The sequence below is a fragment of the Arthrobacter sp. ok362 genome, from assembly GCF_900102785.1.
In the GTDB taxonomy this organism is placed as follows: domain Bacteria; phylum Actinomycetota; class Actinomycetes; order Actinomycetales; family Micrococcaceae; genus Arthrobacter.
Genome location: NZ_FNGC01000011.1, coordinates 109,686 through 122,510, shown reverse-complemented (window position 1 = coordinate 122,510; position 12,825 = coordinate 109,686). Strand labels below are relative to the sequence as shown.

The window sequence follows — 12,825 nt, the reverse complement described above, 5'->3', positions numbered from 1 at the left end:
GCGCCACACGCCGGCAGGCCCGTCCGCGGCCAGCCCCAGACGTTCAGGAATCCCTGACGAACCAGGCGCCGCGCGCACCGCCGCGGCCCCATGCCTTCAGTTTGCCCATTTTCCGCGCACCCGACCTGCCCACGTATCCCGAACACCTATCCAAGGACCCCGACCCATGACAGTTGTATCCGCACCAAAGAAGATGCGCACACCGCAGGAAATCAACGGCGTGATCCTACGCCGCGTCATGCCGCTGCTGATCGGCGCCTACATCATGGCCTTCCTGGACCGCACCAACATCGGCATGGCCAAGGACCGGCTGGAGATCGACCTCGGCATCTCGGCCACCGCGTACGGCATCGGTGCCGGGCTGTTCTTCCTGACCTACGCACTGTCCGAAATCCCGTCCAACCTGATCATGCACAAGGTCGGCGCCAGGTTCTGGATCATGCGGATCATGATCACGTGGGGCATCATCTCCGCCGGCATGGCCTTCGTCCAGGGCGAATGGTCCTTCTACATCATGCGCATGCTGCTCGGCGTGGCCGAGGCCGGACTCTTCCCGGGCGTCATGTACTTCCTGACGCAGTGGTTCGTGGTCAAGGACCGGGCCAAGGCCAACGGGATGTTCCTGCTCGGCGTCTCCATCGCCAACATCGTCGGCGCCCCGCTGGGCGGCCTGCTGCTCACTCTGGACGGGCTCGGCGGCCTGCACGGCTGGCAGTGGATGTTCCTCGTCGAAGGCCTCCCGGCGTGCGTCCTCGCGTACGTCGTCTGGAAGAAGCTCCCGGACCGCCCCAGCAAGGCAACGTTCCTCACCGCCGAGGAAGCCGCCGATCTCGAGGCCCGCATTGCCGCCGAGGAAACCGCCGGCGCCGAGGCCTCCGGCAACCACAGGCTCCGCGATGCCCTGAAGGACAAGCAGATCCTCCTCGTCGTCGGCGTCTACTTCACGCACCAGATCGCCGTCTACGCCCTCTCCTATTTCCTGCCCTCCATCATTGGCACGTACGGCAAGCTCGGCCCGCTGCAAATCGGCCTGCTCACGGCTATCCCCTGGATCTTCTCCGCGGCCGGCGCCCTGCTGGTCCCGCGCTTCGCCACCGACGGCCGCCGCTCCCGGATGCTGGTCACCGGCACCATGACCGGCATCGTCGCCGGTTTCGCGCTCGGTGCCGTCGGGGGCCCGCTCCTCGGCATGATCGGCTTCTGCCTCGCCGCCTTCAATTTCTTCGCCCTGCAGCCGATCCTCTTCACCTACCCGGCCACCCGCCTCAGCGGCGCCGCCCTCGCCGGCGGCATCGCCTTCGTCAACACCATCGGCCTCTGCGGCGGCTTCCTGGGCCCCTACGTCATGGGCTTCATGCAGGACGCCACCGGCTCCAAACTCTCCGGCCTGTGGTTCATCGTGGCCATGTGCGTCATTGGCGCGCTGCTGTCCCTGCTGCTCAAACGCGGCGCGGAGAAGCCCGAAAGTGTCCCCGCGGCACACTGAACCACACCTCACCACCCGTTCCGGACGCGCCCCGCAGCGCGTCCGGAACGCGCCCGCAAACCATCCCACCGCAAGGAAAACTCATGGATTTCACCGCCAAGCGCGTTCTGGTCACCGCCGGAGCCAACGGCATCGGCCTGGCCATCGCCAACAAGTTCCGGGAACTCGGCGCCGCCGTCTTCGTCACCGACATCGACCCCGACGCCGTCGAGAAGGCCCGCGTCAACGGGCTCCTGGCCGCCGTCAGCGATGTCTCGGACGAGGACCAGGTCCGCGGGCTCATGAACACTGTCCGGGAAGAAATGGGCGGCCTGGACGTCCTCGTCAACAATGCCGGCATCGCCGGGCCCACGGGCCCCCTGGAATCCCTCGACGCCGCGGCCTGGAAGGCGACCTTCGACGTCAACATCCATGGCCAATTTTTCTGCATCAAGCAGGCCCTGCCCCTGCTGCGCGAGGGCACCGGCGCCTCCATCGTGAACCTGTCCTCGGCGGCCGGGCGGCTGGGCATGGCCGGCCGCAGCGCCTACTCGGCGTCGAAGTGGGCCGTCGTCGGGCTGACCAAGACCCTCGCGATCGAACTTGGCCCGGACGGCATCCGCGTCAACGCCATTTGCCCCGGCGCCGTCAACGGCCCCCGCATCGACGCCGTCATCGCCGCCAAAGCCCGGATGTTGGGTCTCCCGGCGGACGAAGTATCCGCGCTCTACAACAACCAGTCCTCGCTGGGCCGGCTGATCGAGGCCGAGGACATCGCCAACATGGCCGTCTTCGTGGCCAGCGACATGGCCCGCAACGTCAACGGCCAGGCTCTCGCCGTGGACGGCAACACCGAAAAACTCTACTGACCTTTTAACTGAACGGACGCCGGGATCCGCCCGCCCCGACCCGCCGTCCACGCCCGCCCCGACCCACCTCGTCCCGCCCTCCCAAGGAGACATTCCCATGGCTGCTGCCCGCAAGGTCATCATCACGAGCGCCGTTACCGGCGCCATCCACACCCCGTCCATGTCCCCGCACCTGCCCGTCTCCCCCGACGAGATCGCCGACGCCGCGATCGGCGCCGCCGAGGCGGGCGCCGCGATTGTGCACATGCACGCCCGCGACCCGAAAGACGGCCGCCCCTCGCAGGACCCGGAGCATTTCGCCCCGATCCTGGACAAGCTCAAGCGCAACACCGACGCCGTCATCAACATCACCACGGGCGGCTCCCCGCACATGAGCGTCGAGGAGCGGATGCAGCCGGCGGCCCTCTTCAAGCCGGAGCTCGCCTCGCTCAACATGGGCTCGATGAACTTCGGGCTGTACCCGATGCTGGACCGCTTCACCGAGTTCGGCCACGCCTGGGAGCGCGAAGGGCTCGAAAAGAGCCGCGATCTCGTCTTCAAGAACACGTTCCAGGACATCGAGACCATCTTGGGCATCGGCAACCAGAACGGCACACGCTTCGAGTTCGAGTGCTACGACATCTCGCACCTGAACAACCTCGCGCACTTCCACGGCCGTCGGCTGGCCAGGGGTCCGCTGTTCGTCCAGTCGGTCTTCGGCCTGCTCGGCGGCATCGGCGCGCACCCCGAGGACCTCATGCACATGCGCCGCACCGCCGACCGGCTGCTCGGCAAGGACTATGAATGGTCCATCCTGGGCGCCGGCAAGAACCAGATGCCGCTCGCCACGATCGGTGCCGCCATGGGTTCCCACGTCCGGGTGGGTCTGGAGGATTCGCTGTGGATCGGGCCGGGACAGCTCGCCGCGTCCAATGCCGAACAGGTCACCCGGATCCGCACCATCCTGGAAGCCCTCAACTTTGAGATCGCCACCCCCGACGAGGCGCGGCAGATGCTGCAGCTCAAGGGCCGGGACAACGTAGGTTTCTGAGCCGATGAGCATTTTGGTGGCCCCGGACAGCTTCAAGGGCACGTTCACCGCGGCCGAGGTGGCCGGCCACATCGCAGCCGGCATCCGGGCGGCCGGCGGGTCTCCCCGCGAACTGCCAGTGGCCGACGGCGGCGAGGGAACCTTCGACGTCCTGGTCCGCGGCCTGGACGCCCGGCCGGTCAGGATCAGCACTGTGGGGCCGTGGGGCGAAGCCGTGGAAGCGGCGATCGGGCTGGCCGCCGACGGGACCGCCGTCGTCGAACTGGCCTTCGCGAGCGGCCTGAACCTGCCCTCCGGCGGCGACCGGAATCCGCTGACGGCAAGCACGTACGGCACCGGCATCCTGATTGCGGAGGCCGCCGGGCACGGCGCACGCCGCATCGTGGTGGCAGCAGGTGGCTCGGCGACCACCGACGGCGGGGCCGGCGCCATCGCAGCGATCGAGGAACGCGGCGGACTCCGCGGCGCCGAGTTGGTGATCCTGAGCGATGTCACGACACGATTCTCGGACGCCGCCCGCGTGTTCGGGCCGCAGAAGGGCGCCGGGCCGGCCGCGGTTGAGCTGCTGACGCGCAGACTCGAGTTGCTCGCGGCGGAGTTCGTCCGGGACTACGGCCGCGATCCCCGTCTGGTGGACCGGACTGGCGCGGCCGGCGGCTTCTCTGGCGGCATGTGGGCCCGTTACGGCGCCGGCCTGGTGTCGGGCGCGGATTATGTGCTGGATTTGCTGGGCTTCGACGCGGAACTGGCCACAAGCACCGCGGTGGTGGTCGGCGAGGGCCGGCTGGATTCCCAGACAGGCCAAGGGAAGATCATTGCCGCCATCTTGGGCCGCGCCGGCGCCAAACCGGTGTACGCGGTGGTGGGATCGGTGGATCCGGACCTTGGCGACGACGCGGACAGCTTTGCCGGCATCATTGTGGCCGGAGACCCGGCAGCCATGCAGGCGGCAGGGGCCGAATTGGTCGGGGCGGCTACTCCTACTCCTGCTTCTACTGCGGCTCGTGCTTACACGTGAGACCACGGGACATGCCCTTCGCTGACGCGCACCAGTGGGCACACTCCCCATGTGCCCATTCCCGGGCGCGAAGACTGGACATGTCCCACGTTGCTAGATGTGGCCACGGGACATGCCCTCCCGCCGCCACGCGTCACCATTGAACATGTCCTCCGTTGGCGTGCCCCGGTGGCCAAAGACTGGACATGTCCCGCGCTGCTAGGTGTGGCCACGGGACATGCCCTCCGATGGCCCGCACCAGTGGGCATACTCCCCATGTGCCCATTCCCGGGCGCGAAGACGGGACATGTCCCACGCTGCTAGATGTGGCCACGGGACATGCGCTCTCCTGGCCCGCACGGCTGGACATGTCCCCCAACAAGTTCCGGCGAAGGTCAGCTCCGCGGAGCTCGACGCGGCTCGGCCCGGCGGAGCTTGGGGGCGCGAAGCTCGGCCACGTTCGGAAGGAGCGGTCCGGCGGCTGGGTCCCCCAAGGAACCGGCCACCGGACCAAACACTCCCACCACCAAAGCTTGTCACATGTTTGACAAAATTGTCACACGCCGCTCCGAGTGGTGCCGAAACTCGTCGGTATTGTGGAATCCATGAATGAGACGGCGGCACCGCAGGATCCCGAGCAGCGGAATGTATTCCTCGACAAGGCGCACCCTGCTGCCTGGCGCGCGCTCAACGGGCTGGGCCTGAAAGCCAAGGAGGCCGCCACCGAGGCCGGGCTGGACGGGACGCTGATCGAGTTGCTCAATGTCCGCATTTCGCAGATCAACGGCTGCGCCTACTGCTTGGACATGCACGTGGGCGATGCCGTCAAGAACGGCGAGTCGGCCCAGCGCCTGGCTGTGCTCCCCGCATGGCGCGACACCACTCTTTTCTCCGAGAAGGAACGCGCGGCCCTGACGCTGGCCGAGGCCATCACCACCATCTCTGACGTCCACGCCCGCGACCACGAAGGCGCACAGGCCCGGCGGCACCTGACGGCCGACGAATTTTCCGCCGTTAGCTGGCTGGCGATCACGATGAACGCATTCAACCGGGTTTCCATCGTCAGCCAGCACCCGGTCCGCGCCGCCCGCGACTAACCCGGCCAACCCAGCACCCGGTCCGCGCCGCCCGCGACTAACCCGGCCAACCCAGCACCCGGTCCGCGCCGCCCGCGATTAAACCCCGCTAACCCGCCAGGCCACCGGCCGTAGCCCCGCGGACGGGGTTAGACTGCCCCCATGGCCGTCTACGTCGATCCGCCGCTCTGGCCTGCCCACGGAACCCGCTTTTCCCACCTGGTCTCGGACACATCGCTCGCGGAGCTGCACGCCTTCGCCGCGGCCGCCGGCATCCCTGAGCGAGCGTTCGACGGTGACCACTACGACGTCGCCGAGGCCCGGTACGAGGCCCTGGTGGCGGCCGGCGCCCTCCCGGTGGAGGGCCGGGTCCTCGTCCGAAAACTGATCGCCAGCGGGTTGCGGATCCCGGCCCGCCAGCGCGGAAAGGCCCTCCGGGTCCCGCTCCTGAACCGTTGGAACGAGGCACTGCCGGGCCACGACGCCCTGTTCCTGGACCTGCTGGACCGCTGGGGCGAGGAGCACAGGAAGTACCACGGCCGCACCCATCTGCTGGCGGTGCTGGAGGCCCTGGACCTGCTGTGCGATCCGGCCGATCCGCCCCGTGCCGTGGTGCTGGCCGCCTGGTTCCACGACGCCGTCTACCGCGGCGTGGCGGGACAGGACGAGGAAGAATCGGCGCGGCTGGCCGAAGACCGGCTCCGGCATGCCGGCCTCCCGCTCGCCGAAGTGGACGAAGTGGTGCGTCTGGTGCTGCTGACGGCAGACCACCGTCCGGAGCCCGGGGACGACGGCGGCGCCTTGCTCAGCGACGCCGATCTCTCCGTCCTCGGCGGGGAGCCGGAGGCCTACGCCCGCTACCTCGCCGCCGTCCGGGAAGACTTCGCGCATATCGGCGACGCCGACTTCGCCGCCGGCCGCGCCGGCGTCGTCCGCCAGCTGCTGCAGCTCGATCCGCTCTTCCATACTGACCGTGCCCGCGGTCTGTGGCTGGAGGCGGCCCGCCGCAACCTGCAGGGCGAGCTCGCCTGACGGCGTCCCGGCAGCCAACTGGCGGCCCACGGCTGGCCGGTGAGGCTCAGGCGGCGACGCTGAGGTGATTCGCAAGCCGGTCAAACGACTCACGCCACCCTTCGCCGTGTCGGTCGCGGCTGGCCGCGGAGTCAAACGGCCCCTGGGTGAATGTCATCTGGGTGCCGCCGTCGATCTCCTGCAACCGGATCGTGACCTCGGTCTCGAAGCCGCGGGTGCCGTCGGGCCTGTCCCAGGCGTGGGTGAACATGAACAGGTGCGGTGGCTCAACATCGGTATGCACCCCGCTCCACCAGAATTGTTCCCCGGTACTGTCCTGGATCATGCAGGCGCGGTACAGGCCGCCGACTTCGAGGTCCGCGTCGACGCTCTCGCGCGGGACGTGGAAGCCGCGCGGGCCCCACCACTGCGGAGCCTGGTCCGGGTCCGTCAACGCGGACCACACACCCTGGATCGGGGCCCTGAACTCGCGGACAATGACAAGTATGAGGTCCGTGTCCCCGGACGCCGGTTCGCTCATGGTCCTCTCCCTCGGATTGCTTGGACTGACAGGGAAGCGCCCCTCGGCCCCGCCGGCTGCGCTGCCGCCCTAGCGTCGGCTGGGGCTGTAGGCCACCACGTAGCGCGAATTGCTCGGAACGATCTGTTTGCCGAGCGGCATCAGCGAGACGGGGATGAGCTTGAGGTTGGCAATCGCCAGCGGGATGCCGACAATCGTGATGGCCATGGCGAAGGCCGTGACGACGTGCGCGATCGCGATCCAGATGCCGGCCACAAGCAGCCAGATGACATTTCCCAGCAGGGCAAAGATGCCGGATCCGCCGGGCTTGTCCACCACCATGCGGCCAAACGGCCACAAGGCGTAGGACGCGATGCGGAACGAGGCCAGCCCCCACGGAATGGTGACGACCAGCATGCAGCAGACGACGCCGGCCACGGAATATCCAAGGGCCAGCCACAGGCCGCCAAAGAGCAGCCAGATGATGTTCAGGAGTGTCTTCATGGATTCATTCTCGCCCGTAGGAGTGACATTCGGATCAGTGGTTCACCCGGAAAAATCCCTGACTCTCGAGCCTCTTCGCCGCTTAAGTATCGGCCTGCTTGACCATGGCGGCCTCAACGTTGATCTTGACCTTGTCGCTGACCAGCACCCCGCCCGCTTCGAGAGCGGCATTCCAGGTCAGGCCGAATTCCTTCCGGCTGATGTCCGTCTCAGCACTGAACCCGGCGCGGGTGGCGCCGAAGGGGTCCACCGCCACGCCGGTGTACTCGACTTCGAGTTCCACGGGCTTGGTGACGCCGCGGATCGTGAGCTCTCCGGTCAGCACGTAGTCCTCCCCGTCGCCCCGGATCCCGGTGGCCCGGAACGTCATGTCGGGGTACGTCTCGACATCGAAGAAATCGGGGCCGCGGACGTGGCCATCGCGGTTGGCGTCCCCCGAATCGAAACTGGCGGTCTTGACCGTGGCGTGCAGGCTGGCGTCGGCCAGCGATTCGCGCACCCTTGCCTCGGCGGAGGCCTCGTTGAACCGGCCACGGACCTTGCTGATGCCCGCATGGCGGACGCTGAAGCCGATTTCGCTGTGGGACATGTCCAGTGTCCACACTCCGGGGGTCAAACCTTCGGGCAGAGTCACAACGGTCTCCTTCGAGCGGTGGCGGGCCTGTCCCGCCGGGGCGATCGGGGTGTTCCCCACTCTGCATGCTAACGAGGAAGCCCGTCCCGGGGTAGGTCCCGCCGGCCCTTGACGCGGGGCACCGGGTGTACGCGCTGGCTTGGGACTTCCGGATTTCCGACGGCGGATTCCGCGATCCGGGGCCGACGCGTTCTCTGGCCATCGCTTCGCGACCGGGCTACTCTGGCCTATAAATGCCGGGCAATCACCGAATTTCGCAGAACTATTCGCACAGTCCTGATCAACCAAGTGATGTGAGGAATCGTGGCCGGGTCCTTGGGGAAACGTGGCAAGGCGGCCGTCGGCGCTTTCTTGCTGAGCCTGGGCCTGTTGCTGTCGGCCTGCCAGCCCGGCCCGCCGGAACCCGCACCGAGGCCGAGCCCGGCCCCGCCGTCGTCAAGCGCACCGCCGTCGTCAAGCGCACCGCCGTCGTCCGCACCGTCAACCCCACCGCCGTCGTCGTCTGCCGCGCCGGCGACCGGCGAGCCCGTGCACTTCACCGCCCAAGGGGACATCGGCGTCGGCTCGGGCGCCGAGAAGGTTCTCGACGTCGTTGCCGGCCTCAATCCCCACCTGAACCTCGCCCTCGGCGACTTCGCCTACAAGGCCGGGCTCGAACAGCAGTTCTGCGACATGGTCACGGGCCGCCTCGGCGAGGAATTCCCCTACCAACTCGTGACCGGTAACCACGAGAGTGACGGCCACGACGGCGACATCGAAAAATTTGTCCAGTGCCTGCCCAACAAACTGCCCGGCCTCCAGGGCGAATACGGCACGCAGTGGCGCGTCGATGTCCCGGAGCAGAATCCTGTTGTCCGCTTCATTCTGGTCTCCCCCGGCATCGAATTCCGGGGCGGTGAGACGCTGGACTACTCAAGGGGCAGCGAGCGCTGGCGCTGGACCGCTGACGCCATCGACGAGGCCAAATCGCAGAACATCCCCTGGACGGTGGTGGGCATGCATACGCCGTGCCTGAGCGTTGGCAACTATGACTGCCAGGCGGGGCAGGACTTGACGAACATGCTGATCGAAAAGGAGGTGGACCTGGTTCTGTCCGGCCACGACCACGTCTATCAGCGGACGCATCAACTGGCCACGGGCGGCAGCTGCGCGGAACTCATTCCCGCCAGCTTCACCTCCGGATGCCTGGCCGATACCGATGGCGCCATGGTCCAGGGCTCGGGGACCGTGTTCGCCACCATTGGCGTTGGCGGCGTGGGACTCTACGACGTGAGATCCGATGACCCGGAAATGCGTTATTTCGCCAGCACATCCGGAAAGAACCGGGAACCGGCCTTCGGGACCCTGGACGTCACGGCCACGGTGGATGAACTTGCCGCCCGGTTCGTTCCCGCAGACGGCTACACCTTCTCGGATTCCTTCACGCTCCGGCGCAAGTGATCCGCCACCAGCATTCGGACGCCGGTAATCCGCCGCGTGATCCGCCGTGTAGTCCGCCGGGGGCCTCCTAGAGCCTCAAGCCGGCACCCAGATGCTGATCCAGTCGAGCGAAACGCGCCCCTGGGCCGCCGGGGCCGGGCACCCGGTCAGGCAGGACTCGGTCTGCAAGATCAGGTGCATGGGCGACGTCGGCGCCTTGGTGCTGACGCCCAGGGACCGCCCGTCAAGGAAGAACTCGACCCGCCCGGGACTCCATTCCATCGTGGCCACATGCCACGATGTTACGGACTGGTCGGAATCTAATTTATCCCAGGCATCCGCGCCGTTCCGCTCATAGTGGACCGCGCCGTAAATGATTGCCGCCAGGTCCCCTTCGGGGAAGTCCACCTCGCCATCCCGGGGCCAGACGCCGCTGTCCGGCCACAATAGCCATGCCGTCTTGAATCCAGGCAGCGCATCCGCCCGGTAGCGGACGGAGTACCGGCCATAAAGGAGACTGTTGGCACGCGGCGGGTTGGAGCTGGCGTTGGGGATCCTGGGCGTCGGCGCCGCCCCCATCGAGATCCCGTTCTCCGAGTGCAGGTACCAATCCAGCGAGCCATTGCGGACACTCAGCACCTTGGACGGGTAGTAGCCGGACTTGCCGCCGCTGCGTTGCCCGGCAGTGTCCGGAGTCCCGTCCTTGTAGCCGGCGCTCCACTGCGCGCTGTAGAGCGGGCCGGGGAAGCGGCCCAGCGGGACGTCGCCGGCGGAGAAGTCCTCGACAAAGACCTGCTTCCAGCCGGGCAGGTCACCGGTCATTCTCACATCCGTGGTCCGGACCGGAAGAGGGGCCGGGCCGGCTGCGGGTTGGGGCGCGCGCGGACTTCCCGATGCCGGGGCGGCCCCAGTCGCCGCACCACCTTCCGGAGCTCCCGTCGGCGCCCCCGACGTGGAGCCATTGTCCGTAGTGCCAGTGCCTTGGGAGCCTGACGGTCCGGCCGGCGACGCCGAAATGGACGTGAAGAGCGGCCGCTCGCTCCGAGGAGCACCATCCGCGCCGCATGCCGCCAGGGCCAGGACTGGGCCCAGGACCATGGCGGGAACCGCCATGAATCGGAAAATGACGAGATGCCGGCGGCTTGCCGGCACGCGCCCCCTTATAACGCGTGTCCGCATTCGGACAGTGTCGCATGGAGGCCAGCGCGCATCAACGGTTTTCTTTCATTTTAAGTTGACGTTTCAAGTTAATCCAAGGTTAATGCAAGGTGGCGTGACCAAACTTTAACCCTGGGGTACATCAATAAGTTGTCTTCAACCGTTCAGCGTCAGCCTTGGGTCTATTTTCCGGCTGGAGGAGTCGGAAAGCGCTGCAGTTGAGACGAGCGGAAAACGTTATTGAGTGGTGAGGCCAGTGTCCATCCCGAATCTCAAGCCAAACGTGCGGCCCCAAACGACGCCCCCGCCGGCAAATCCCTCAGTCAGTGTGGTGATCCCCACCTTGAACGAGGCAATGAACCTGCCTTGGGTCCTGCGGCGTATGCCCTCCTATGTGGATGAGGTGGTAATTGTTGATGGCCGTTCCCTGGACGGCACAGTCGATGTGGCCCGGGCCTTGCGCCTGGACGTCGTGGTGGTGGCAGAATCCCGCCCCGGCAAAGGAAACGCCGTGCGGGCCGGATTTGCCGCGGCCTCCGGGGACATCATCGTCATGCTGGACGGCGACGGCAGCATGGACCCCCAGGAGATCGGCTGGCTGGTGACTCCGCTCCAGCATGAATACGACTTCGTCAAAGGCTCCCGCTATGTCACGGGCGGCGGCTCGGACGATCTCACCTGGCTGCGCAGCGGGGGAAACAAGATGCTCACCCGGCTCGCCAACGCCGTCCTCCACAGCGACTACTCGGACCTTTGCTACGGCTACATCGCCCTGCGCCGCGAATGCGTTGAGATTCTGGAGCTGGAGTCGGACGGCTTCGAGATCGAAACTGAACTGATCGTGCGGGCCTCACGGGCCGGCCTCCGCATTGCCGAGGTTCCCAGCCATGAACTGTCCCGCATTTCGGGTCAGTCGAACCTGCACACGTTCCGGGACGGCTGGCGGGTCCTCCGCACCCTTGCCCGCGAGCGCGTGAGCTGGGAGGCTCCGACCGCCGGTGCCCGTCCCGAAGCCCTGCGGCGAGTCAAGTACAAGTACCACAGCGAGGTGTTCCCCCACGTTCCCACCGATCCCAGCAGCGTTCTGGGCGTACGGGCAGGCGAATAAGATGTCCGAGGACTCCAGCTTCCCGGCAGTATCCGTGGTCATTTGCTCCTATTCGGAGGACCGGTGGGACAGGCTGATGGGCGCCCTGGACTCGATCCGCACCCAGACCGTCCCGCCCAAGCAGACGATCGTCGTCGTCGACTACAACGTCGACTTGTACAAGCGCCTGATTTTCACTGTCCCGGACGCCATAATTGTCGAGAACACCGGACCCAAGGGCCTCTCCGGGGCCCGCAACACCGGAGCGGGCATCGCCAAGGCGGAGATCGTGGCCTTCCTTGATGATGATGCCGAAGCCGAGCCGGATTGGCTCGAGCGGCTCGCGGCCTTGTACGACGATCCCGACGTTCTGGCTGTGGGCGGCCGGGTGGAGCCGCTCTGGGAAGCCGGGCGGCCGGGCCACTTCGCCAACGAGCTCGACTGGATTGTCGGCTGCACGTACCGGGGGCTGCCCAAAGTCGCCGCCGAAGTCCGCAATGTCATTGGCGCGAACATGTCTTTCCGTGCCGAAGTCCTGGACCGGGTCGGCGGTTTCAACACAGCCTTGGGACGCCAGGACGCCGTCCCGCTGGGCTGCGAAGAGACCGAACTGTGCATCCGCGCAGTGATCGGGGCGCCCGGATCCCGTGTGGTCTATGAGCCTGCTGCCCTGGTGCACCACCACGTTCCTGTCGAGCGCGGCACCCTGCGCTACATGCTTGCACGCTCCTGGGCCGAAGGGATTTCCAAGGCGCAGGTCAGCAGGATGGTCGGTCACAAACGGGCGCTCGGTCCCGAACGGCGCTATGTCCGGCAGGTCCTGCCACGTGCAGTGTTTGCCGGAATCCGCGGCTGGCTCGGCGGCGGGGACCGTGCCGGGCTCGGCCGGGCGGCAACCATCGTCGCCGTGCTCGCGGCCACCGCGACCGGCTATGTACGCGGCCGCCGCCTGCCTGCCGCGGCGGCGCCGCTGAAAGCGGCCGCGGTGTCGGCCGAAGAGCCTTGGAGGGAAGTCCAGTGAATCGCGCAGCTTGGGTGCCCGTCCCTGTACACCG

13 protein-coding genes are annotated in these 12,825 nt (G+C 67.1%); 9 read left to right on the top strand and 4 right to left on the bottom strand.

The features are described from left to right. Nucleotides 1-166: 166 nt before the first annotated feature. The 6 genes from BLQ10_RS15465 to BLQ10_RS15440 all read left to right on the top strand — a co-directional run bounded on the left by BLQ10_RS15465 (nt 167) and on the right by BLQ10_RS15440 (nt 6,469). Nucleotides 167-1,486 carry an MFS transporter gene (locus BLQ10_RS15465; protein ID WP_254785594.1) on the top strand — a complete coding sequence of 440 codons (1,320 nt, stop codon included), beginning with the start codon at nt 167-169 and terminating at the stop codon, nt 1,484-1,486. Between the two features lie 83 nt (nt 1,487-1,569). Further along, complete coding sequence (locus BLQ10_RS15460) at nt 1,570-2,334, top strand: SDR family oxidoreductase (RefSeq protein WP_091563553.1); 765 nt, start codon at nt 1,570-1,572, stop codon at nt 2,332-2,334. Between the two features lie 97 nt (nt 2,335-2,431). Further along, a complete protein-coding gene (locus BLQ10_RS15455) occupies nt 2,432-3,364 on the top strand; it encodes a 3,5-dioxohexanoate:acetyl-CoA acetone transferase (RefSeq protein WP_091563551.1) in 933 nt (310 codons plus the stop codon). Between the two features lie 4 nt (nt 3,365-3,368). After that, complete coding sequence (locus BLQ10_RS15450) at nt 3,369-4,382, top strand: glycerate kinase (RefSeq protein ID WP_091563550.1); 1,014 nt, start codon at nt 3,369-3,371, stop codon at nt 4,380-4,382. A gap of 584 nt (nt 4,383-4,966) precedes the next feature. Beyond that, nucleotides 4,967-5,458: a carboxymuconolactone decarboxylase family protein gene (locus tag BLQ10_RS15445; RefSeq protein ID WP_091563548.1), complete on the top strand. Its 492-nt coding sequence runs from the start codon at nt 4,967-4,969 to the stop codon at nt 5,456-5,458. Between the two features lie 141 nt (nt 5,459-5,599). Then, nucleotides 5,600-6,469 (top strand): DUF4031 domain-containing protein, encoded by an 870-nt coding sequence (locus BLQ10_RS15440; protein ID WP_091563547.1) that lies wholly within the window; start codon nt 5,600-5,602, stop codon nt 6,467-6,469. Nucleotides 6,470-6,515: 46 nt separating this feature from the next. On the opposite strand, the gene BLQ10_RS15435 is transcribed toward BLQ10_RS15440, so the two are convergent. The 3 genes from BLQ10_RS15435 to BLQ10_RS15425 all read right to left on the bottom strand — a co-directional run bounded on the left by BLQ10_RS15435 (nt 6,516) and on the right by BLQ10_RS15425 (nt 8,106). Continuing rightward, on the bottom strand, nt 6,516-6,989 hold the full coding sequence (locus BLQ10_RS15435; RefSeq protein WP_091563545.1) for an SRPBCC family protein: 474 nt from the start codon (nt 6,987-6,989) through the stop codon (nt 6,516-6,518). A 69-nt stretch (nt 6,990-7,058) separates the two neighbouring features. Further along, nucleotides 7,059-7,472, bottom strand: a complete 414-nt coding sequence (locus BLQ10_RS15430) for a YccF domain-containing protein (protein ID WP_091563544.1) — start codon at nt 7,470-7,472, stop codon at nt 7,059-7,061. Nucleotides 7,473-7,554: 82 nt separating this feature from the next. After that, on the bottom strand, nt 7,555-8,106 hold the full coding sequence (locus BLQ10_RS15425) for a YceI family protein (protein WP_091563542.1): 552 nt from the start codon (nt 8,104-8,106) through the stop codon (nt 7,555-7,557). 528 nt (nt 8,107-8,634) lie between these two features. On the opposite strand from BLQ10_RS15425, the gene BLQ10_RS15420 reads away from it, so the two are divergent. Then, complete coding sequence (locus BLQ10_RS15420; protein WP_091563540.1) at nt 8,635-9,546, top strand: metallophosphoesterase; 912 nt, start codon at nt 8,635-8,637, stop codon at nt 9,544-9,546. A 75-nt stretch (nt 9,547-9,621) separates the two neighbouring features. Here BLQ10_RS15420 and BLQ10_RS15415 read toward each other — a convergent pair whose 3' ends face one another. Further along, nucleotides 9,622-10,347, bottom strand: a complete 726-nt coding sequence (locus BLQ10_RS15415) for a glycoside hydrolase family 16 protein (protein ID WP_254785593.1) — start codon at nt 10,345-10,347, stop codon at nt 9,622-9,624. Nucleotides 10,348-10,966: 619 nt separating this feature from the next. Between BLQ10_RS15415 and BLQ10_RS15410 the strand changes: the two genes are divergently transcribed. Continuing rightward, nucleotides 10,967-11,791, top strand: coding sequence for a glycosyltransferase family 2 protein (locus BLQ10_RS15410; protein WP_091563672.1), 825 nt, complete (start codon nt 10,967-10,969; stop codon nt 11,789-11,791). A gap of 1 nt (nt 11,792) precedes the next feature. After that, on the top strand, nt 11,793-12,791 hold the full coding sequence (locus BLQ10_RS15405; protein WP_175558645.1) for a glycosyltransferase family 2 protein: 999 nt from the start codon (nt 11,793-11,795) through the stop codon (nt 12,789-12,791). Nucleotides 12,792-12,825 lie beyond the last annotated feature (34 nt).